This is a genomic window from Xenorhabdus indica, assembly GCF_014467235.1.
GTDB lineage: Bacteria > Pseudomonadota > Gammaproteobacteria > Enterobacterales > Enterobacteriaceae > Xenorhabdus > Xenorhabdus indica.
Genome location: NZ_NKHP01000014.1, coordinates 21,405 through 42,163, shown reverse-complemented (window position 1 = coordinate 42,163; position 20,759 = coordinate 21,405). Strand labels below are relative to the sequence as shown.

At 42.0% G+C, this 20,759-nt stretch carries 15 protein-coding genes; 6 read left to right on the top strand and 9 right to left on the bottom strand.

Going from position 1 to position 20,759, the window contains the following annotated elements; all coding sequences use genetic code 11:
• The first annotated feature begins 238 nt into the window (after positions 1 to 238).
• Entirely contained in the window at positions 239 to 1,720 is a 1,482-nt protein-coding gene (locus tag Xind_RS12030; RefSeq protein ID WP_047681280.1) for an aldehyde dehydrogenase family protein, read from the top strand.
• 84 nt (positions 1,721 to 1,804) lie between these two features.
• Here the strand turns inward: Xind_RS12030 and Xind_RS12025 are convergent, their stop codons facing one another.
• From Xind_RS12025 to rlmD, 6 genes are all read right to left on the bottom strand, one after another.
• Positions 1,805 to 3,190, bottom strand: a complete 1,386-nt coding sequence (locus tag Xind_RS12025) for an SLC13 family permease (protein WP_187650115.1) — start codon at positions 3,188 to 3,190, stop codon at positions 1,805 to 1,807.
• 381 nt (positions 3,191 to 3,571) lie between these two features.
• Positions 3,572 to 4,873, bottom strand: coding sequence for a phosphopyruvate hydratase (gene eno / locus Xind_RS12020; protein WP_047681285.1), 1,302 nt, complete (start codon positions 4,871 to 4,873; stop codon positions 3,572 to 3,574).
• A 90-nt stretch (positions 4,874 to 4,963) separates the two neighbouring features.
• On the bottom strand, positions 4,964 to 6,595 hold the full coding sequence (gene pyrG, locus Xind_RS12015) for a glutamine hydrolyzing CTP synthase (protein WP_187650114.1): 1,632 nt from the start codon (positions 6,593 to 6,595) through the stop codon (positions 4,964 to 4,966).
• Between the two features lie 180 nt (positions 6,596 to 6,775).
• Positions 6,776 to 7,576, bottom strand: a complete 801-nt coding sequence (mazG, locus tag Xind_RS12010) for a nucleoside triphosphate pyrophosphohydrolase (RefSeq protein WP_187650113.1) — start codon at positions 7,574 to 7,576, stop codon at positions 6,776 to 6,778.
• Positions 7,577 to 7,582: 6 nt separating this feature from the next.
• On the bottom strand, positions 7,583 to 9,823 hold the full coding sequence (gene relA / locus Xind_RS12005; protein ID WP_047681291.1) for a GTP diphosphokinase: 2,241 nt from the start codon (positions 9,821 to 9,823) through the stop codon (positions 7,583 to 7,585).
• Between the two features lie 9 nt (positions 9,824 to 9,832).
• Positions 9,833 to 11,200 (bottom strand): 23S rRNA (uracil(1939)-C(5))-methyltransferase RlmD, encoded by a 1,368-nt coding sequence (gene rlmD, locus Xind_RS12000; protein WP_187650112.1) that lies wholly within the window; start codon positions 11,198 to 11,200, stop codon positions 9,833 to 9,835.
• 53 nt (positions 11,201 to 11,253) lie between these two features.
• Here rlmD and Xind_RS11995 point away from each other — a divergent pair, with 53 nt between their 5' ends.
• A complete protein-coding gene (locus Xind_RS11995; RefSeq protein ID WP_047681296.1) occupies positions 11,254 to 13,602 on the top strand; it encodes an ATP-binding protein in 2,349 nt (782 codons plus the stop codon).
• Here the strand turns inward: Xind_RS11995 and dgt are convergent.
• Entirely contained in the window at positions 13,595 to 15,130 is a 1,536-nt protein-coding gene (gene dgt / locus Xind_RS11990) for a dGTPase (RefSeq protein WP_047681299.1), read from the bottom strand. The genes Xind_RS11995 and dgt overlap by 8 nt on opposite strands.
• A gap of 137 nt (positions 15,131 to 15,267) precedes the next feature.
• Between dgt and mtnN the strand changes: the two genes are divergently transcribed.
• The gene (mtnN, locus tag Xind_RS11985) at positions 15,268 to 15,966 is read left to right on the top strand and encodes a 5'-methylthioadenosine/S-adenosylhomocysteine nucleosidase (RefSeq protein ID WP_187650111.1); all 699 of its coding nucleotides are present in this window, start codon (positions 15,268 to 15,270) and stop codon (positions 15,964 to 15,966) included.
• Between the two features lie 318 nt (positions 15,967 to 16,284).
• Here mtnN and Xind_RS11980 read toward each other — a convergent pair whose 3' ends face one another.
• Complete coding sequence (locus Xind_RS11980; RefSeq protein ID WP_047681304.1) at positions 16,285 to 17,388, bottom strand: hypothetical protein; 1,104 nt, start codon at positions 17,386 to 17,388, stop codon at positions 16,285 to 16,287.
• Positions 17,389 to 18,025: 637 nt separating this feature from the next.
• Between Xind_RS11980 and Xind_RS11975 the strand changes: the two genes are divergently transcribed.
• The 3 genes from Xind_RS11975 to btuF all read left to right on the top strand — a co-directional run bounded on the left by Xind_RS11975 (position 18,026) and on the right by btuF (position 20,053).
• The gene (locus Xind_RS11975; protein ID WP_047681306.1) at positions 18,026 to 18,334 is read left to right on the top strand and encodes a hypothetical protein; all 309 of its coding nucleotides are present in this window, start codon (positions 18,026 to 18,028) and stop codon (positions 18,332 to 18,334) included.
• Positions 18,335 to 18,418: 84 nt separating this feature from the next.
• Positions 18,419 to 18,727, top strand: coding sequence for a hypothetical protein (locus Xind_RS11970; protein ID WP_047681309.1), 309 nt, complete (start codon positions 18,419 to 18,421; stop codon positions 18,725 to 18,727).
• 474 nt (positions 18,728 to 19,201) lie between these two features.
• Positions 19,202 to 20,053 carry a vitamin B12 ABC transporter substrate-binding protein BtuF gene (gene btuF, locus Xind_RS11965; protein ID WP_081989006.1) on the top strand — a complete coding sequence of 284 codons (852 nt, stop codon included), beginning with the start codon at positions 19,202 to 19,204 and terminating at the stop codon, positions 20,051 to 20,053.
• Positions 20,054 to 20,160: 107 nt separating this feature from the next.
• Here the strand turns inward: btuF and erpA are convergent, their stop codons facing one another.
• On the bottom strand, positions 20,161 to 20,505 hold the full coding sequence (gene erpA, locus Xind_RS11960; protein ID WP_047681311.1) for an iron-sulfur cluster insertion protein ErpA: 345 nt from the start codon (positions 20,503 to 20,505) through the stop codon (positions 20,161 to 20,163).
• Between the last annotated feature and the right edge of the window lie 254 nt (positions 20,506 to 20,759).

Genomic DNA, 20,759 nt, shown 5'->3' with positions numbered 1-20,759 from the left:
AACATCTTGAAAAAAGACAGCAGAAAAAAAATAGACCACACAGAATATAATCACATACCAATAATAATTATCAAAATTTATTCCATGTGTTTATTATTTTATTATAAAAATCAGTTGTCCCCCTTATTTATTGATACAAGATTTTTATATTTAAATCCGAATTTAAGAATTAATCCAATAATACTCTTTGAACAGATGGTTTAGCATACCCAAAAATCAAAAGTACCTGGAGAATATGATGAAGAAGTTACATGATATCGCAAAAGAACTATTACCTGCTAAGTCTTATAAAATGCTGATTGGCGGTGAATGGGTTGATAGTGTTTCAAAAGAAACAATGAAAAGCTATAACCCGGCAACCGGAGAATTACTCACTGAATATGTGGCAGGAAATGCTCAGGATGTTGAACTTGCTGTTCAGGCAGCCACTAAAGCCTTACCCGCCTGGAGCAAAACTTCAGCGACAGAAAGACAAACCATCCTGTTGAAAATTGCCGACTTATTGGAGGCAGAAGCAGAGCGCTTTATCACCCTTGAAACATTAGATGGTGGTAAGACACAAACTTTATGCCGCAATTTTGACATTCCTTTTGCTATCGATCATTTCCGTTATTTTGCAGGTGTGATCCGTTCTCACTCTGATGCAATGGATGTTATTGATGATGATAATCTGAGTCTGGTGATCAGAGAGCCAATCGGTGTAATCGGGCAAATCATTCCCTGGAACTTCCCACTGCTGATGGCAGCCTGGAAACTTGCTCCTGCCTTAGCGGCGGGTAATACCGTGGTTATCAACCCTGCCAGTCTGACTCCCATGAGTTTGCTGGAATTGGGACGCATCATAAATCAAGTTCTTCCTGCGGGCGTTGTCAATATTGTCACAGGCCGTGGTTCTATTGTCGGTCAAGCAATCCTTGATCATGAAGGTATTGACAAAGTAGCCTTTACCGGCTCAACAGAAGTTGGTTACAACGTTGCAACCGCCGCCGCTAAAAGACTTATTCCCGCCACACTGGAGCTAGGAGGAAAATCAGCCAATATCATTTTCCCTGATGCCAATATGAAAAAAGCTGTCAAGTATGCCGCTAACGCTATTTTACTGAATCAGGGACAGGCTTGTGAATCTGGTGCACGTCTATTCCTGCATAAAGATATCTATGATTCATTCCTGCAATCGTTGAAAACCGTCTTCGAATCCGTTCGAGTCGGTGACCCAATGGATCCTGCAACTGAAATGGGATGTCAGGTCAGTGAAGAGCAAATGAATACTATCCTGGGTTATATTGATCTTGCCAAACAGGAAGGTGCAACCATTCTTACTGGTGGCAAACGCATAACAGGAGCAGGATATGACGATGGGTTCTTTGTTCAGCCAACCATTCTCACTAATGTGACTAATGATATGCGTGTGGCACAAGAAGAAATTTTCGGGCCGGTTCTCTGTGTTATTCCATTCAGTAATGAAGACGAAGTCGTTGAGATGGCTAATGATTCAGAATATGGTCTGGCTGGTGCGGTCTGGACACAGGATATTAATCGCGCTCTGCGTGTCGCTAAAGCTGTTAAGGCTGGCCGTATGTGGATCAATACCTATCATGAACTTCCTGCCCACACACCATTTGGTGGTTATAAAAAATCAGGACTTGGACGAGAAACACATAAAATGGCTTTGGATGCTTATACTCAGGTCAAAAATATCTATATCAGCACCAAAGAATAATCTCTTTAAGAGAAAATCGTCCCGAAAAATACTCGCCACCTTTGAGGTGGCGAGTTCATTTATGGTTTATTTTTTGATAAAAAATTATACCCAGAAGAACCAGGCAATGACAGAAATAATCGCAATACATGCCAGGTTCAGCACAAGACCCACACGTACCATTTCAATCTGCTTGATATAGCCAGTGCCATAAACAATGGCATTCGGTGGTGTAGCTACAGGTAGCATAAATGCACAAGATGCACCAATACCGATAATCATGGTCAACACGATAACCGGCATTCCCAGAGCTTCTGCAACTGTGGCAAAAATAGGGACAAGTAACGCGGCACTGGCTGTATTACTGGTAAATTCGGTCAGGAAGATAATGAATGTAGCAATAGCAACAATAATCACAAACCACGAACTTGAGCCAAATGTTGCAGCCATACCATTCGCCATAACTTCACTTGCACCGGAGTTTTTCAGAACAGCGCTCAGTGTCAGACCACCACCAAACAGCATCAACACGCCCCATTCAGTGTTATTTTGGATCTGTGACCACGTTGATACACCAGTAATACCAATCAAAATAGCTGCACTCACGGCAATGATGGTATCTAAGTCTTTGATACCGCCAAGAGCATCACTGATGAGGGAACTGAAAATCCAGCAAACAACAACCAGCAGGAAAATAAACATGGCGATAACACGTTTACTATTCCATTCCAGATGCTCCAGCTCCAGATCAAATTTATGATTCAGATTCGGACGCAACATGATATACATCAGTATCACCATAACAGGTAACAGGATGATCACCATTGGTACGCCGTACTTCATCCATGTAATGAAATCCATACCTAACTGCGCTGCTGCAATCGCATTAGGTGGGCTACCTACCAGCGTGCCCAAACCACCAATACTGGCGCTATATGCCACACCCAATAACACAAAAACAAATGTATTACGTTCAGTACGAACATCCAGATTAGCCAAAATACCCAGAACCAGTGGCAACATCATCGCTGCGGTCGCTGTATTGCTAATCCACATCGAAAGTAAAGCCGTGATACCAAATATCAGCATGACCGCCACTGATAAACGCCCACGGGCAATCATCAGAAGACGGTTAGCTATCAGTCTGTCCAGACCTTGAATATGCAGTGCTGTCGCCAATGCAAAGCCACCAAAGAACAAAAAGATAATTGGATTTGCAAAAGATTTCAGCGCGTCACCTGTATTCATCAATCCCATTCCAACTGCCAGAATTGGAACACAAAGTGCAGTAATAGTGACGTGAATGGCTTCGGTCAGCCATAACACCCCGATAAATGCCATTAATGCCAAACCTGCATTTGCTTTTTCGCTATAAGGCAAAAACTTCAGCAAAGCAATTAACAAAATGATATCCAGCGCGAGAATAATTAAGCCTCTTTTACTTGAGGGTATTGGCCCAACCGCAGGGGTTAAAGATTCTGAAGCGTCCATGAAGACTCCATGTAACAATGAAACATAACTCCGTAATGTAAAAATAATAATTGATGAATCATTGCCCTAAATGTTAATGAATTACATTACATCTGAAATAATAAGGAGTCTGAACGATAAATAAAATACAAGGAATGCGATTTTGGGATCTGCTACGTGATATTTGCTTATTTATTAATTAAAGGCGTAAAAAAAGAATTCATTTTAAGGAGTTATATCACATTTCTTATTTTACGAATGGTTAAATAATCCTCTATTATGCAACCATTATGCAATAAAGAAAAAAGCACATCGCTAAAATTGTCTTTTTAAGAAAGGCGAAAGAGTATTACTCTTTCGCCAAAATATAAATAATATTTTTTTATTGAAACCAGTCAGCCATTATGCCTGACCTTTCACTTCTCTCAGTCCATTGAAAGGAGCACGATTACCCAATGCTTCTTCAATACGAATCAACTGGTTGTATTTAGCAACACGGTCAGAACGGCTCATAGAACCCGTCTTGATTTGACCTGCCGCAGTACCTACTGCTAAGTCAGCAATGGTTGCGTCTTCAGTTTCACCAGAACGGTGAGAGATAACCGCTGTGTAACCTGCATCTTTTGCCATCTTGATTGCAGCCAACGTCTCAGTCAAAGAGCCGATCTGGTTGAATTTAATCAGGATGGAGTTAGCAATCCCTTTTTCGATACCTTCTTTCAGTATCTTAGTATTGGTTACGAACAGATCGTCACCAACCAACTGGATTTTATCGCCCAGAACTTTAGTCTGGTAAGCAAAACCGTCCCAATCAGATTCATTCAGACCATCTTCAATAGAAACAATTGGATATTCTTTAGTCAGATCTTCCAGGTAGTGAGTGAATTCCTGAGAAGTGAAAGTTTTGCCTTCACCTTTCAGTTCATAGTTACCGGTTTCTTCGTTATAGAATTCAGAAGCGGCACAGTCCATCGCCAGAGTGATATCTTTACCCAGTACATAACCTGCTTTTTCTACGGCTTCTTTGATAGCGGCCAGTGCGGCTGCGTTAGATTCCAAATTTGGTGCATAACCACCTTCATCGCCCACCGCAGTACTCATACCTTTTGCTTTCAGTACTTTTGCCAGATTATGGAAAACTTCAGAACCCATACGTACCGCTTCTTTCAGCGTGCCCGCGCCTACTGGCTGGATCATGAATTCCTGAATATCCACGTTGTTGTCAGCATGTTCACCCCCATTGATGATGTTCATCATTGGCAGAGGCATGGAGAATTTACCTGGAGTACCGTTTAGTTCAGCAATGTGCTCATACAGAGGCATACCTTTTGCCGCTGCCGCCGCTTTGGCGTTCGCAAGGGAAACGGCTAAAATCGCGTTAGCGCCGAAGTTAGATTTGTTCTCAGTACCATCCAACTCGATCATGATCTTATCGATATTGGCCTGATCTTTCGCATCCTGACCAACCAGAGCTTGAGCAATTGGGCCGTTAACCGCCGCAATTGCTTTCAGTACACCTTTACCCATAAAACGGGATTTGTCGCCATCACGCAGTTCCAGCGCTTCGCGAGAACCCGTTGATGCACCTGATGGTGCCGCAGCCAAACCAACAAAGCCGCCTTCCAAATGTACTTCTGCTTCTACCGTTGGATTACCACGGGAGTCGATGATTTCACGGCCGAGCACTTTAACGATTTTGGACATTAGGTTTTCCTCAGTACAAGTTAAATTTTGGGCAATTGATGGTCACACAAAGAATCGAGTAAAGCCCCATCGATCACCCCATATCTTATTTCACTGGCCTTTCTGGTACTTGCGTGCGGCCTCAACAAAACCGGCAAATAACGGATGACCATCGCGAGGCGTTGAAGTAAATTCAGGGTGGAACTGACATGCCACAAACCATGGATGGTTCGGGTTCTCAATGATTTCCACCAATTTATTGTCGATTGAGCGGCCAGCAACACGTAAGCCCGCGTCTTCAATGCGTTTTAACAATAGATTGTTCACTTCGTAACGATGGCGATGACGCTCAATAATATCGTCCTGACCATAAAGTTTACGTACCAGACTGTTTTCAGTCAGATGACACAGTTGGCCACCAACACGCATCGTTCCACCGAGATCGCTCTCTTCACTGCGTACTTCTAAGTTGCCGTTCTCATCACGCCATTCAGTGATCAGACCTACAACTGGTAACTTACATTCAGGCTCAAATTCAGTAGAGTTAGCCCTTTCCATACCTGCAACATTGCGTGCGAATTCAATCAGGGCAACCTGCATACCCAGACAAATTCCCAGATAAGGAACTTTATTTTCACGGGCGTAACGGGCTGTCATAATTTTGCCTTCGATGCCACGACCACCGAAACCACCTGGCACCAGAATCGCATCCAGATTTTTCAATACTTCAACACCACGGGTTTCGACGTCCTGAGAATCAATCAGTTTGATGTTGACGGTCAGACGATTTTTCAATCCACCGTGTTTCAGTGCTTCAATAACTGATTTATACGCATCCGGCAGCTCAATATATTTGCCCACCATACCGATGGTCACTTCGCCTGATGGATTCGCCTCTTCATAAATGACCTGTTCCCATTCAGACAGGTCAGCTTCCTGGCATTCGAGGCTGAATCGTTTACAAATATAATCATCTAAGCCCTGAGATTTCAAGAGGGCAGGAATTTTATAAATAGAATCAACATCTTTCAAGGAGATAACGGCTTTCTCTGGTACGTTGCAGAAAAGTGCAATTTTTGCCCGCTCATTAGCTGGAATAGTGCGATCTGAGCGACAGATCAAAACATCCGGCTGAATACCAATGGAAAGCAGCTCTTTCACAGAATGTTGGGTAGGTTTAGTTTTCACTTCCCCTGCTGCTGCCATATAAGGCACCAGAGTCAAATGCATAAACAGAGTATTTTCGCGACCGACTTCTACCGCCATCTGACGGATAGCTTCAAGGAATGGCAGGGATTCGATATCGCCTACAGTACCGCCAATTTCCACCAGCACAACATCGTAACCTTCCGCGCCACGGATGATACGGTCTTTGATTTCATTAGTGATGTGAGGAATAACCTGAATGGTTGCGCCCAGATAATCGCCGCGGCGTTCTTTGCGCAGAACTTCGGAGTAAACACGACCTGTCGTGAAATTATTGCGACGTGTCATTTTGGTTCGAATGAAACGTTCGTAATGGCCTAAATCGAGATCAGTTTCAGCGCCATCTTCGGTAACGAAAACTTCCCCGTGTTGGGTTGGGCTCATTGTACCTGGATCGACGTTGATATACGGGTCCAGTTTCATAATGGTGACATTGAGTCCACGGGCTTCGAGTATGGACGCCAAAGAGGCTGCGGCAATGCCTTTACCCAGAGAGGATACGACCCCGCCGGTCACAAAAATATAATTAGTTTTCATGCTGAACCTGAAAGTTTAGGTTTAAAAGGATGATGAATATAACAGGACGGGAAAGCAGTATACCCTAACCTTAAATGCGCTACAAACTCTATCTCTTTTATCTATCCAATTGTAGAAATTTCAAATTGTAGCAATTCCCAAATGAAACTAATCACAACATAGATCAAATGTAATTTATCCCTAAATTTGTTGTTTTTTCACCCGTTGCCACATTGCTTCCATTTGGTCCAATGTGGCAGTTTCCAATGACAATCCTTTATCGTGAAGAAGTCTCTCAACATGACGAAAGCGATTTTCAAATTTCTGACAAGCTTTTTGTAACGTCATTTCAGGTTTATGCCCTAAATGACGGGATAAGTTAACGACGGCAAACAGTAAATCACCCAGTTCTTCCCCCACACGCGCATCATTTACAACCGCCTGCTTCGCTTCATCCATCACCTCGTCAATCTCTTCATAAACCTTATCCAGAACGGGCCCGACGGTCTCCCAATCAAAGCCAACAGAAGCACAGCGTTTCTGGATCTTATACGCTTTCATCAATGCAGGCAGGCTGGCAGGGATATCATCCAGCACAGAATGTTGATCTTTTTCCGCTCTTTCCGCAGCTTTGCGTTGTTCCCAACTACCAATGGCTTCTTCGCTGTTGATGCCTGATTGTTGATTGAAGATATGGGGATGCCTGCGTTCCAGCTTATCGCAAACCGCTTCGCAGATATCGTCGAAATCAAACAATTGCTGCTCTTTTCCCATCTGGGCATAAAAGACAATGTGAAACAGTAAATCACCCAACTCTTCTTTCAGGGCATTGGTATCATTGCGCTCAATGGCATCAATGACTTCATAGGTTTCTTCCAATGTGTAAGGAGCAATAGTAGAAGAAGTTTGTACTTTATCCCATGGGCAACCATCTTGGGGATGGCGCAGTTGCGCCATAATCCCTTTAAGACGTTCAATTGAGGTTGTATCTATCTTATCCATATTTTTCTAATCACCGTGCAAACGTCTGGCTTCAATGACATCAGACAGTTGGTTGAGCTTCGCCAGCACTCGTCCCAACACCTGTAAATTATAAATCTCAATGTTCATATCAATCGTAGCCAATTGTTGCTTCACATCACTGCGGCTACTGACACCAAGTACATTGACTTTCTCATTGGCGAGTATCGTGGTGATATCACGCAGTAATCCGCTACGATCATTGGCTATTACCCGCACTACAAGGGAATAACCACTGGAATAACTCTCTCCCCACACAGCATCCACAACCCGTTCTGGTGCGCTGATTTCCAGCTCAGCCAGTTGATCACAGCTTGCTCTGTGGATAGAAATTCCCCGTCCACGTGTAATAAACCCAACGATATCATCTCCCGGAATCGGCTGGCAGCAACGGGCAATATGATGCATCAGATTACCAACCCCCTCTACGACAACCCGGCCATTGTCTTTTTGCGTATTATTGCGCGGAGAGTATGTTTTGTTCTCCAGACTACGGAGTGCCTCACGATCGGCTTCTTCTGCCGTGGTTTTATTGAATTTGTTTTGCAGGAAATTCGCCAGTTGGTGAATACGGATATCGCCCACACCGATACCAGCCAGAACTTCTTCCAACGAATTCACGTTATAGCGGGCAATCAGTTCTTTTTCGGCCTCTTTAAGCGTGATACCTAAATGTGTCAGTTCATTGTCCAACATCTGGCGTCCGGCAATAATGTTCTTATCGCGATCCTGCTTACGGAACCAGTTATGGATCTTCGCCCGCCCACGGCTGGTAGTGACATAGCCAAGGTTCGGATTCAGCCAGTCACGGCTTGGATTGGGGTGTTTCTGGGTGATGATTTCAATCTGATCTCCCATCTGGAGCTGATAACTGAACGGCACAATCCGCCCGCCAATTTTCGCTCCAATGCAGCGATGACCGACATCGCTGTGAATATGATAAGCAAAATCCAGCGGTGTTGAACCAGTCGGTAAATCAATCACATCCCCTTTTGGCGTGAAAACATAAACACGATCATCAAATACCTGACTGCGGACTTCATCCAGCATCTCGCCGGTATCTGCCATTTCTTCCTGCCATGCGATCAGTTTCCGCAACCATGCAATCCGGCTTTCATAACTGCCTGATTTACCGCCACCAATCGCTGTGCCTTCTTTATATTTCCAGTGGGCGGCTACTCCAAGCTCAGCATCATCATGCATCTGACGGGTACGGATTTGGATTTCAAGTGTTTTACCGTTTGGCCCCAGTACCACGGTATGGATTGATTGATAGCCGTTTGGCTTCGGGTTGGCAACATAATCATCAAATTCATCCGGTAGATGGCGATAGTGAGTATGCACTATCCCCAACGCCGCATAACAATCCTGTAACCGTTCAACGACAATACGGACTGCACGTACATCGAACAATTCATCAAAAGAGAGGGATTTTTTCTGCATCTTGCGCCAGATGCTGTAAATATGTTTGGGACGCCCGTAAACATCTGCCGAGATCCCTTCTTTGAGCATATACCGACGCAAGGTCGTGATAAATTTTTCTATATACTGCTCACGATCAATCCTGCGTTCATGTAAAAGATTCGCTATTTTTTTATATTCATCAGGATGCAGGTAACGAAAGCAAAAATCTTCCAGTTCCCATTTTAACTGACCAATACCCAGTCGGTTGGCAAGAGGGGCATAGATATTGGAACACTCTTTTGCGACCAATACCCGTTCATCTTCACTGGCATCTTTTACTTCCCGCAAATAGGCGATCCGTTCTGCCAGTTTAATAACCACACAACGAAAATCTTCTACCATCGCCAGCAACATACGACGTACATTATCCACTTGAGTTGAGCAAGTGGAATCCGTATGTGTCGCTTTCAACTGGCGGATAGCATCCATTTCCAGCACACCGTGCACCAGATCTGTGATGGATTTACCAAAGGTTTCTGTCACTATTTCATTGCTGACTATCTTGGCATCAAGGAAGGGAAAAAGCAGTGCTGCACGCATACTGTCATTATCCATACTCAACGTAGACAGGATTTCTACCATTTCAACACCGCGCCACAACAGTAGCTCTGCATTGGGCTGATCCTGAACCTTCTCGTAACAGTAATGCCATGTTTCAGCTAATTTTTTACTGGAGTGTGGATTGACAATGTTTAAACTCGCGATCCACCTATCGACAGCAAATTCACCTGCTGGTGTGAGATGAGCACTTCTTACCGCAACCATAATTTCTCCCTACTCGATGGTCATCAGCTCACGGCAGTACAGTGCCATGGACTCCAGATGACCGGTGTGCGGAAACATATCCAGCATCCGCACACTAACAAGATGATAACCGGCCTCTAGCAAAACTTTGCTATCCCGTGCCAAAGTTGTGGGATTACAAGAAACGTAAACCACTTTTTCAGGGGCCAGTTTTACTATATGTGACATGACGCCCGCAGCACCAGCACGGGCAGGATCCAACAACACTTTATTGAACCCCTGCGCTGCCCAAGGCTGCTGATGAATATCTGATTCCAGATTTTCATGGAAAAAACTGACGTTATTAAGTCCATTTAACCGAGCATTATATTGTCCACTTGCAACCAATGCCGCAACGCCTTCCACACCGACAACTGCCTGTACTTTAGTGGCTATCGGCAGCGTAAAGTTCCCCATTCCGCAGAAAAGATCTAATACCCGATCTTCTGGCTGTAAGTCCAGCCACGACAAGGCCTGAGCCACCATTTGTTGATTAACTTCATCATTAATCTGAATAAAATCCCGTGGACTGAAAACCAGCTTCAAACCATCCACCTGATACCACGGCTCAGATTGTCCTTCCGCTGAATGTTCAGGAGACAACGTTCCAAGAGACAACAGCTCAAGGGATTTTTCATCACCAGCCAGATAAATCGCGACCTTATACTGCTCAGAAAAAATGCGCAGTGTCTCTCTGTCTTCATGCTTTATGGGGTCAAGATGACGTAAAACAACTAATGGGCTATTATTCGCCAGAATTAATTCAACATGTCCCAGTCGCTTAACGGCTTTCAGGCTGTTTAAACACAGAGATAATGGCTGTAACAATTTTTCCAGTTCAGGGTGCATTACCGGACAATGTTTGACATCCACCAAATCGTTGGTTTGGCTCTGACGAAAGCCCATCAATAAATTACGCTGTTTGACTTGATATTGCAGGCCGAGCCTTGCCCGACGCCGATACCCATATTCCGGGCTGTGGATAATGGGCTGAGCACTGATACTGACCCCTGTTTCCCGCTGGATCAGATGTTCAAGCACACCGGCTTTAGTTTTAGCTTGTAATTCAGCCGCAACATGTTGCTGTTGACAGCCTCCACACACCTTGAAATGCGGGCAACGCGGTTCCACACGAAATGGGCTGTCTGATAACCGTTTTACTACCTTAGCTTTAGCAAACTGGCGTTTTTCTTCTGTCAGTTGAATTTGTGCCTGCTCACCGGGCAATAGCCCCTGGATAAAAATCGTTTTTCCCTGATGACGGGCAATACCCTGCCCTTGAGCATCAAGATTATCTGCGGTAACTGAAATAATACCTGGGTTTACGGAGCGGCGGTTTGGAGAGTAAAATTGCACCATGATTCTGACTGACTTTGAAAAATTGAGTTTTGATTTTCCCACAATGGACGCTTATGACCAAATATAGCCTACGCACCCGTATGATGAGCCTGATTTTGGTTCCTGTTCTACTGGTCGGAACGCTTGTGAGTATATCATTTATCTCATACCGCTATTATGAGTTGAAGAGCCTGATAGTTCGTAGTGGTATCAGCATTATTGAGCCTTTATCCATTGCCAGTGAGGTGGGGATAAATCTGGATAACAGTAAGCGCGTAAAATCATTGATAAATAGCCTTCATCACCGCAATTCCGAAGTCGTTATGGCTATTGCGATTTTCGATGAACATCATAAATTATTCGAAATTTCCAATGATAAATATGATGTCGATCTACTGCGCCTCAGACCAAATGATCCCATACCGACAACACTGACTAAAGAAGAAGATAGTAATAGTATCGTCCTGAAAATGCCGATTATCTCGGAAACCAATTCTGCTCATGAGGAGCGCAATCCTATCAACAATGCAACTCCTATCGGTTATATTGCCATTGATCTGGATTTACGGGCTGCCCAGCTTCAGCAATACAAAGAAATCGCAACTTCTATCATCCTGCTGATCCTTTGCCTTGGAGGCACTGCGCTATCTGCCCACATTTTGGTATGTAAGGTGACAGAACCCCTGGATTGTATGGTGAAAGCGGTTAACCGTATCCGTCAGGGGCAGTTAGACACGCGAGTCACAGGTGCCATGCCGGGAGAATTATCTGCGCTCCAGAACGGGATCAATACGGTGGCAAAATCCTTGTCAAAGTATAAAGATGAGATGCAACTGCATATCGATCAAGCCACTTCTGACCTGCAAATTACGATGGAGCAGTTAGAAATCCAAAATGTTGAATTGACTATTGCCAAGAAACGGGCACAAGAAGCTGTCAGGATAAAAACAGAATTTCTGGCGAATATGTCCCACGAATTACGCACGCCACTCAACGGCGTCATTGGGTTTACCCGTCAGATGTTGAAAACACCAATAACATCTCAACAGGCTGAATATCTTTATGTCATTGAGCGTTCTGCTAATAATCTACTGAAAATTATCAATGACATTCTGGATTTTTCACGTCTGGAGTCCAATAAACTGATACTGGATCAGGTTCCCTTTCTGCTGCGTGACACCGTCAACGAAGTTATCGAATTACTGACACCTTCTGCCAATGTGAAAAATCTCCCTCTGTATCATTACATTGATGACAAGTTGCCAAATCTGATGATTGGTGATCCCATCCGCTTGCAGCAAATACTCACTAACTTAATTGGCAATGCCATAAAATTCACGGACAAAGGCAGTGTTACGCTGGAAATCAAACTGCGTCAACAGAGACACCATATGGTACACATTGATTTTACCGTGACCGATACCGGCATTGGTATTAAATCAGAATATCGCCCTATTCTGTTTCAGGCATTCAATCAGGCTGATGCGAGTATTACCCGCCATTATGGTGGTACTGGGTTAGGATTGAGTATCACCAAAAAGCTGGTGAATGAAATGAACGGAGAAATCGATTTTACCAGCGAGCCCACTAAAGGGACGGTATTTTATTTTGATATCTGGCTGGAAAAAGAAGATATCCTGTTGGGCTTTTTGCCAGAACGTTTGCCTCAGACTCCCGCGTTCCCCCGTTTGTCTATGACAGTCATGGCGGTAGATGATAACCCGGCCAATTTGAAATTAATTGGCGCACTCTTAAATGAACAAGTGGAAAATACCATTTTATGCAGTAGTGGTATGGAAGCCCTGCAAGTAGCGGAGAAACACCCATTAGATCTCATTCTGATGGATATTCAAATGGCGGATATGGATGGCATTCAAACTTCAGAACAGATCCACCGAATACCTGAGCATAAACAGACACCGATTATTGCTGTCACTGCTTTTCTCTGTGATGAAACTCGCAATAGAGACCATTCACCTTTTACCGACTGTCTGTCTAAACCATTGGATGAAGTTCGCTTAAAAGCCCTGCTGAATCAATACAGCCCGACAAAAAAGCCACAAGCTATCGATTGGCGACTGGCATTACAACAAACTGCGGGTAAAGAATCATTGGCGCGGGAAATGTTAGAGATGTTCGTGCAGCCTCTGCCAGAAATGAAGGCCATGATTGAGCAAGCTTTAACTTCAGAAGGTGAATCTCACCGCAAACAATTTGCCCATCACGTTCATAAATTACATGGTAGCTGCTGCTACAACGGTGTCCCCAAACTAAAAGCGATTTGTGAACTCATTGAGAAACAGTTGAAACAGGGGACTCCTCTGGCCGATTTAGAGCCGGAATTGCTGGAGTTCATTGATGAGATAAACCACGTTATTGCGGCAGCTCCTGAGATATTAAGAACTGCCAAAGAACTTACTTAGATACCATAAACTTACGATATTCCTCGTAAGCATAATGGTCTGTCATGCCACTGATGTAGTCCTGAATGAGACGAGCACGATAGTAAAATTCGAGCACATCTTTCTCAGCTTCATCAGTAGTGACGATCCCCTCTACAGCCTCGTTATAAGCCAGCCGATGTTTGGCGGAAAGTTTGTGCAACAGGCGCGTTTCAATAAAATATTTTTTGTGGAAATTATTTCGGTGTAATTCCAGAAAATCCTGTCGTGATAATTCCAGCAATGGGCTATATACATTCAATAAGCCAGTAATAATTCGGTAGCCCTGCAACTCCAACTCTTCCACTTCCGGGTGATTAAATACCCGCTTCCGCGTAACGCTTTTTAATGTACTCAATAAACGATGCTCTTCGCCGTTAGCTTCCAGCAAAGCATGATTGAAAGTTCCTGCGTAAATTTCAGGCAGATGATCAATAAAACGTTGAGCCGTATAGGGAACCAGCCGCCCGGTAATAAATACGCGCAGATACATAAAAAACTGTTCATGAATATTACGGCGGGCTTCATTATTGGTTGTTTTTTTATAAGCCTGAGTAACTGTCAATTCAAACAGATCACCTTTTCTGTAACCGCCATTTTCCTCCCACTCCTGTTTTAAATACCCCACCAATTGCTCAACATTGAAAATCCCCTTTTCAACAGCATCATCCAGATCTGCGATACAATAAGAGATATCATCTGCGGCCTCCATAATATATGTCAGTGGAAAACGGCAGAATTCCCCTAATTGCAGCTCTTTTTTTAATTCACCGATAAAACTGTCTTCTGACCAGTAATAACCTTTTTTCTTCATCAGATAACTGAATTCTGCCGGAGATTCTTCAAGGCGGTAAGCCGGGCAAGTGTATTTCAGAATACAACCAATTTGGGCATAAGTCAGATTCAGTTTAAGCAGGCTGTGCGCCAATCGGATGGCCTGAGCATTACCTTCAAACTGGCATAGATCCATACGTAATTGACGACGGAACCGATCTTTTTTCTCTTCACCACATAAACGTAACGCTGCGACCTGACATTTATCTTGTCGATTGGCATGGTCAGTGGACTCAGGTAAAAATTCAGGATCGAGCCGACGGGAAAACCAATCCTTAATTGCCGCCTCACCAAAATGACCAAATGGGGGATTGCCGATATCGTGCATCAAACAGGCCATCTCAATCAGGCTTTCAAAAGCAATCAAACGCTCATTCAGACCATATTTTTCCAATAAATTCTTTTTTGCCAATTCTGCAATAATCGTTTTTGAGATATAACGACCAATCTGCTGGACTTCCAATGAATGGGTTAATCGGCTACGCACGGAGGCATTACGTTCCAATGGAAACACTTGTGTTTTCTGCTGCAAGCGCCGAATAGCTGCCGAATTGATGATACGCCCGCGATCACTTTCAAACTGACGATTTACCTGCTCCTCGTCAGCAGAATGCATGGAAGTGTGTCTGTATTTACGCTGGAAATTCAATTTTTGCTTGAAATCAATCTTAGGCATCAATCCCCCCATACCGAATAATACGATTATTTATAGCCGGAATCTCCGGCAAACGGTTATTCAATGATACACTTCGGTTTAAATCAGGCCTATTCCGGTAGGCACAACCCATTAATAACAAAAGTGAGTATGACACAATGAAAGTAGGTGTAATAGGTGCAATGGAACAAGAAGTGACTTTGTTACGCGACCAGATTGATGGTCTGCAAACATTGTCACGGGGTGGCTGTGAGATCTATACCGGTAAGCTGAATGGTGTTGACGTCGCTTTGCTGAAATCCGGTATCGGTAAAGTCTCTGCCGCACTGGGAACCACCTTGTTGATTGAACACTGCCAGCCAGATATTGTGATTAATACTGGTTCTGCAGGCGGTCTTGATCCTAAACTGAAAGTAGGCGATATCGTAGTGTCTGAAGAAGTACGTTACCACGATGCGGATCTCACTGCCTTTGGTTATGAACCGGGTCAAATGGCACAATGCCCTCCTGCTTTTATTGCTGATCATCAATTAATTTCTTTAGCCGAAAAATGTATCCAGTTCCTTAATCTGAACGCAATTCGTGGCCTGGTGTGTAGTGGCGATGCTTTTATCAATGGCTCAGAGCCATTAGCGCGTATCCGGGCTACTTTCCCGACAGTCGCTGCGGTTGAAATGGAAGCCGCAGCCATTGGCCACGTTTGTCACCAATATAAAGTACCTTTCGTTGTGGTTCGCGCTATCTCTGACGTTGCGGATCAGGAATCTCACATCAGCTTTGATGAGTTTCTGGTTGTTGCTGCACGTGAATCCACCCGAATGATCAATGCCATGCTGACTGAACTCAGTAAACAGTAACCGATTAGAGCCTAATGGAATAGGCTCTAATACGACTGAAAGCTCTACCAACTCAGATGACAAATAATACTTGTCCTCTTTTCTACCTATTGTTTTTTCCACCTATTTTAATGTATTCGTGAAAGTCACTGGCAAAATCTGGTCGTATCGAAACCAATCATGAAAGTCACTATCATGATAGCTAAAAAAGCTGTTTTTCTTTCTTACTATGCCTATGCGCCCTATGTACGTACCAAATTTATTTTCATAAATCATCTTTCTCTTCTTTCAGAACAAAGCAGTCATGTTCTGTTCTGCCCTGAATTCAATTATGGCTGATTAATAAAGAATACTTCCCTCCAAAAAACATGAAGCGTTCCGATCAATCAAACATTCACAGTTCTCACCCATTACACCAAGTGCAGTCAACCACATTTCTTCGAGTCGTGCTCTTGCCATATTAGCCCCTTTTTCCCGCGCAAGGAGTGACATTATATAAGTCGTTCCAGAAACGGTATAACCAGCTAGTTTTAACCGAGCACACTTTTCTGCCAGTAAATCTGGACTTTCCCTCATTTCGCTTAATGTCTTACGAATGAAATCATGTTGTGTAGCCATTTCTGCAACAATTTTGGAATTCAGGAAAGAATTTCTGGATACTTCATTTTTAATGAGATAATCAAGGGAAGACATCAAGTGATAACTTTCCATTGGCTTGATAACTGAGACATCTGTGCCATGCCATATATCCATTAATGACCAAAGATCCATTTCCTCTACATTACCAGGTTGTATCTTTTGTCCAGTATTATGACCTATGCTGTCAAGGTAAACATATGCTATGCTTGTTTCACTATTTTGTGAGAACGAAAATATTTTTGTATTATTTCCCCCTTCGACAATTCCTTTTTTTGTTAATTTAACTTCTTCCAGAATACGTCCTAAAGTAATTACTCCATACACATGGTTACGAGATAATATGTATCCAACACGCTCTAATAAAGTGTAAGTCTTTTCTCTATCAAAAGATTTATGATCGCGTAAAATCCCCCACTGACCATCTGATGTTAAAGCTAAACCGAAAGGATCGACAATAAGCTTTATCGGTAAATGTTTTATTTCCTGCTGTATCAGCGAAAGTATCGTTTCAAACGTTGTCATGCTCTCATTAATATCATTGAGATCTCCGGCATGAGAGATAAAACGCAGGGATATGTACTGTATGCCCAGATGACTCACACGTATAATTTCATCTACAGCCTTTTTCCATCCATAAGTAAAATAACCTGGTAATCCTTTTGCTGGCTTTAGTGCATTTCTATCTAAATCTAAGCTAACATCAATAGTTTGAGAAAGAAAATCCGGGGTTATTTTGTGAATACTTTCAGAAAATATCCGACGGGAAAAATGGGGCTCCAGTAAAGCATATTCAATACTAACCATAATATATTCCTGTTTGTTTAGCCAAAACCTCTACCTTTGGAAAATATTTTTAATTTAAATAGAAATTAGTTTCAACTTTTTTAAGAACATATTAAATAATACATTAATTATATTTTGATAAACTAATCAAAGAAAAATGAAAAACATACTTTACAAAAAAACCACTTTATTACGAACGTTAATTATGAGGAAATCTCCAGTAATTGGCAAATATTAAATATCATATAAAAAAGATAATAAAAATTATCTTAGATCAAGACAATTAAATTCTTTATTAAATCTATATAGGGATAGAGTAACGTATTAACATTACTAGACAATACTGAATTTATAGCATCTGACACCTTTGCTGAAAGCATTTTATTTCTGATGTTCATTATTTAACACTTATCGATCTGTTACTATTGTTATATTATTACTATTGTATATATTAGCCCGTCTGATTGCTTTTATTGCTACCTGTTAGGTTTACCTGGGTAAGGGAGAGAGGTATCAATGTATTACTTATGTAATAAATATTAAGGTGATAAGTTCATGCTATTTGAATGAAGTTTCTATATATTGGTGTTTCTATCATTTTTTCATGATAAGACTCTTTTTATTTCTCTAATATATATGATATTGATAGAGGTTCGATATGAATAAAGATACAATGGATTATAATGTCCCTGATGAACCATATTATGGACCATTTACAGTAGATGGAAATGTTATTTATATAGATGTTGCAGCACCTAATATAGATAATGTATATGTTACTATAGAGAATCTAGATACAAGAAAAGCCATTTATGATGCTCAATTAGTCGATGGTATAAATGGGGTAGTTGGATCTAAATTACTTTCAGTTTTAGAAATGGCTTTTGTATATGATAAGAAAGTGAGAGTGATGGGGTATGCCGATAAGAGAGGTAACTTTATAGAATCGGTAGTTATATATAAATGATAAACTAGAGTTAACTAACTGCTTTTTTACATAAAAAATAAATTTTAATCTTGTTAAAAGATATAATATGTAGAGGAATTAAAAATGAATAAAAATGAAAAAGATTCTAATAATTTTGAAGAGCAAAAAAGTTCAGTTAGTGGGTATGTTGCTTCCATTCATGTTGCATCTCCTGTTGCAAGTAATATATCTGTTAAAATAGTTGATGCATATAACAATACATTACTTGAGGATGGTCTACTAACCTATGGAATAAATTCAAGCCCTGGTGAACAATTATTAAAAATTTTAGAATTAGCTTTAGTACATAATAAAATAGTGAAGGTAACGAAACATATACATGAAGGAACAGATTATATAGATCATATAGCGTTGATCAGAGATTTAAGTTAATAAAAACATCTAATAAAGTAATCCTCTGAGTCACGGGGATTATTTTTTTAAAACCAGCAAACGGGGCTATATCGATACAATTACCCTGTTTACGATTTCCACAACACCCTAAAATTCGTTATCTGGTAGTTACCAAACGAAACAGGAAACTGCCAGACTATGTTTGAACCGTTACATGTATTCCTATGCGTTTAACCAAAACCTCTACCTTTGAAAAATATTTTTTAATTTAATATCTAATTAACTTAAAAATAGGTTCTGTGTTAGATAGTTAGATTACTTATTAAAAATAGTATTTATGCCTGATGAAATCCCCTATACCCTATGAATCTCAGTATTCAGTGGTTGCACCTCGAAATCTATAGTCATTTTCTTTATTTGTAACATTGATTACAGCAATATGGCTATTGCCATCGATGAGAACATCTGCTTACAGAACAATTAGAACTGTAACACTAACATGGAGCATAAATAATGAAATCATTTTGGAAAAATGCCTCTCATCACTCTACCTCGATAACATTTTCATTTCTTCTATACAGCTTTTTATACATTTTCAGTACCCCACTTTATGCGGCGGCATCCCGTGTTATCAGCCTTGCTCCTTCCACAACTGAGCTTGCCTATGCGGCAGGAATGGGTGACCAGCTTGTCGCAGTCAGTGCTTACTCCGATTATCCTGAAGCTGCGAAAAAACTGGAGCAAGTCGCAGACTGGCAAGGCATCAATGTTGAAAGGATCATTGCCCTGAAACCTGATTTAATTCTGGCATGGCGAGGGGGTAATCCCCAAAGACCACTGGAACAACTCGCGGCGTTAGGCATTCCGATTTTTTATTCTGATGTGAAAAAAGTAGAAGATGTTGCAACAGATTTAGAGCGCCTGGCAGCCTACAGCCCACAGCCTGATATAGCCAAAAAATCTGCTGCGGATATCCGGCAAAAATTTAACCAACTAAAACAGACTTATGCCGGCTCAAATCCTAAACCCGCATTTATACAATTTGGCATGAATCCGATTTTTACCTCATCCCGCCATTCTATTCAAAGTGAAATTGTTTCCGTATGCGGAGGAAGAAATATATTTGCCGATAGCTCAGTTCCGTGGCCTCAGGTTAATCGTGAGCAAGTTCTTGTCCGTAAGCCAGAAGTCATTGTGATGGGTGGAACCGAAGAGCAAAAACAGAAAGTCGCAGAATTTTGGCAGCCACAATTAAACGCCAGAATTATTATTCTTAACGATGATTGGTTCAGCCGAGCCGGGCCGAGGATTATTTTGGCAACAGAGCAATTATGTCAACAGTTAAACGATGTTGAACGGAGGTAAGCGATAAACAATAGAGCAAGGGTAATGACAATAAACATGAGGGCAATGAAAACATTGCCCTCATGTTTTGGATTTGATGAATAAAATTTGATGAATAAATAGTGAAATCAGATGCTAAAAGAAGAACCACAACCGCAAGTGGTTTTTGCATTCGGGTTGGTGACAATAAAGCGAGAACCTTCCAATCCTTCGGTATAATCGACGCTACCACCTACCAGATATTGCAGGCTCATCGGGTCAACTACCAGCTCAACACCTTGTTTCTGAATTGTTAGATCACCTTCGTTGATTTGGTCATCGAAAGTGAAACCATACTGGAAACCGCTACAACCACCACCTGTAATATAGACCCGCAAACGCAGGTTCGGGTTATCTTCATCTGCAACCAATACCTTAACTTTGTTGGCTGCGGCATCAGTAAACTGCAAAGGTAGTGCAGCATCATCGCTCATATTTTTACTCCAGTCGGGTTTTCCGGTAAAAGTTCTCGGAAAGTTGTTGTATACCCAATAGAAAAGGTATAAACCTTCTGATCAGTTAACGGTGATTATCTAATACCTGACTGATTCGTTCAAGTTTTTGCCATATATACCCTATGGATTTCAGGATGCAGGGTATACACGATGTTCCCCCACTCTATTCCTATGATTTAGTCTTATGATTTGGCTTACCTATTGGGGTCATTTAAAATGGCGGCTTCATATAC

Excerpts from the sequence above, each read along its gene's own strand:
- Xind_RS12030 (WP_047681280.1), top strand. The coding sequence starts at position 239 with ATGAAGAAGTTACATGATATCGCAAAAGAACTATTACCTGCTAAGTCT.
- Xind_RS12025 (WP_187650115.1), bottom strand. The coding sequence starts at position 3,190 with ATGGACGCTTCAGAATCTTTAACCCCTGCGGTTGGGCCAATACCCTCA.
- eno (WP_047681285.1), bottom strand. The coding sequence starts at position 4,873 with ATGTCCAAAATCGTTAAAGTGCTCGGCCGTGAAATCATCGACTCCCGT.
- pyrG (WP_187650114.1), bottom strand. The coding sequence starts at position 6,595 with ATGAAAACTAATTATATTTTTGTGACCGGCGGGGTCGTATCCTCTCTG.
- mazG (WP_187650113.1), bottom strand. The coding sequence starts at position 7,576 with ATGGATAAGATAGATACAACCTCAATTGAACGTCTTAAAGGGATTATG.
- relA (WP_047681291.1), bottom strand. The coding sequence starts at position 9,823 with ATGGTTGCGGTAAGAAGTGCTCATCTCACACCAGCAGGTGAATTTGCT.
- rlmD (WP_187650112.1), bottom strand. The coding sequence starts at position 11,200 with ATGGTGCAATTTTACTCTCCAAACCGCCGCTCCGTAAACCCAGGTATT.
- Xind_RS11995 (WP_047681296.1), top strand. The coding sequence starts at position 11,254 with ATGACCAAATATAGCCTACGCACCCGTATGATGAGCCTGATTTTGGTT.
- dgt (WP_047681299.1), bottom strand. The coding sequence starts at position 15,130 with ATGCCTAAGATTGATTTCAAGCAAAAATTGAATTTCCAGCGTAAATAC.
- mtnN (WP_187650111.1), top strand. The coding sequence starts at position 15,268 with ATGAAAGTAGGTGTAATAGGTGCAATGGAACAAGAAGTGACTTTGTTA.
- Xind_RS11980 (WP_047681304.1), bottom strand. The coding sequence starts at position 17,388 with ATGGTTAGTATTGAATATGCTTTACTGGAGCCCCATTTTTCCCGTCGG.
- Xind_RS11975 (WP_047681306.1), top strand. The coding sequence starts at position 18,026 with ATGAATAAAGATACAATGGATTATAATGTCCCTGATGAACCATATTAT.
- Xind_RS11970 (WP_047681309.1), top strand. The coding sequence starts at position 18,419 with ATGAATAAAAATGAAAAAGATTCTAATAATTTTGAAGAGCAAAAAAGT.
- btuF (WP_081989006.1), top strand. The coding sequence starts at position 19,202 with ATGAAATCATTTTGGAAAAATGCCTCTCATCACTCTACCTCGATAACA.
- erpA (WP_047681311.1), bottom strand. The coding sequence starts at position 20,505 with ATGAGCGATGATGCTGCACTACCTTTGCAGTTTACTGATGCCGCAGCC.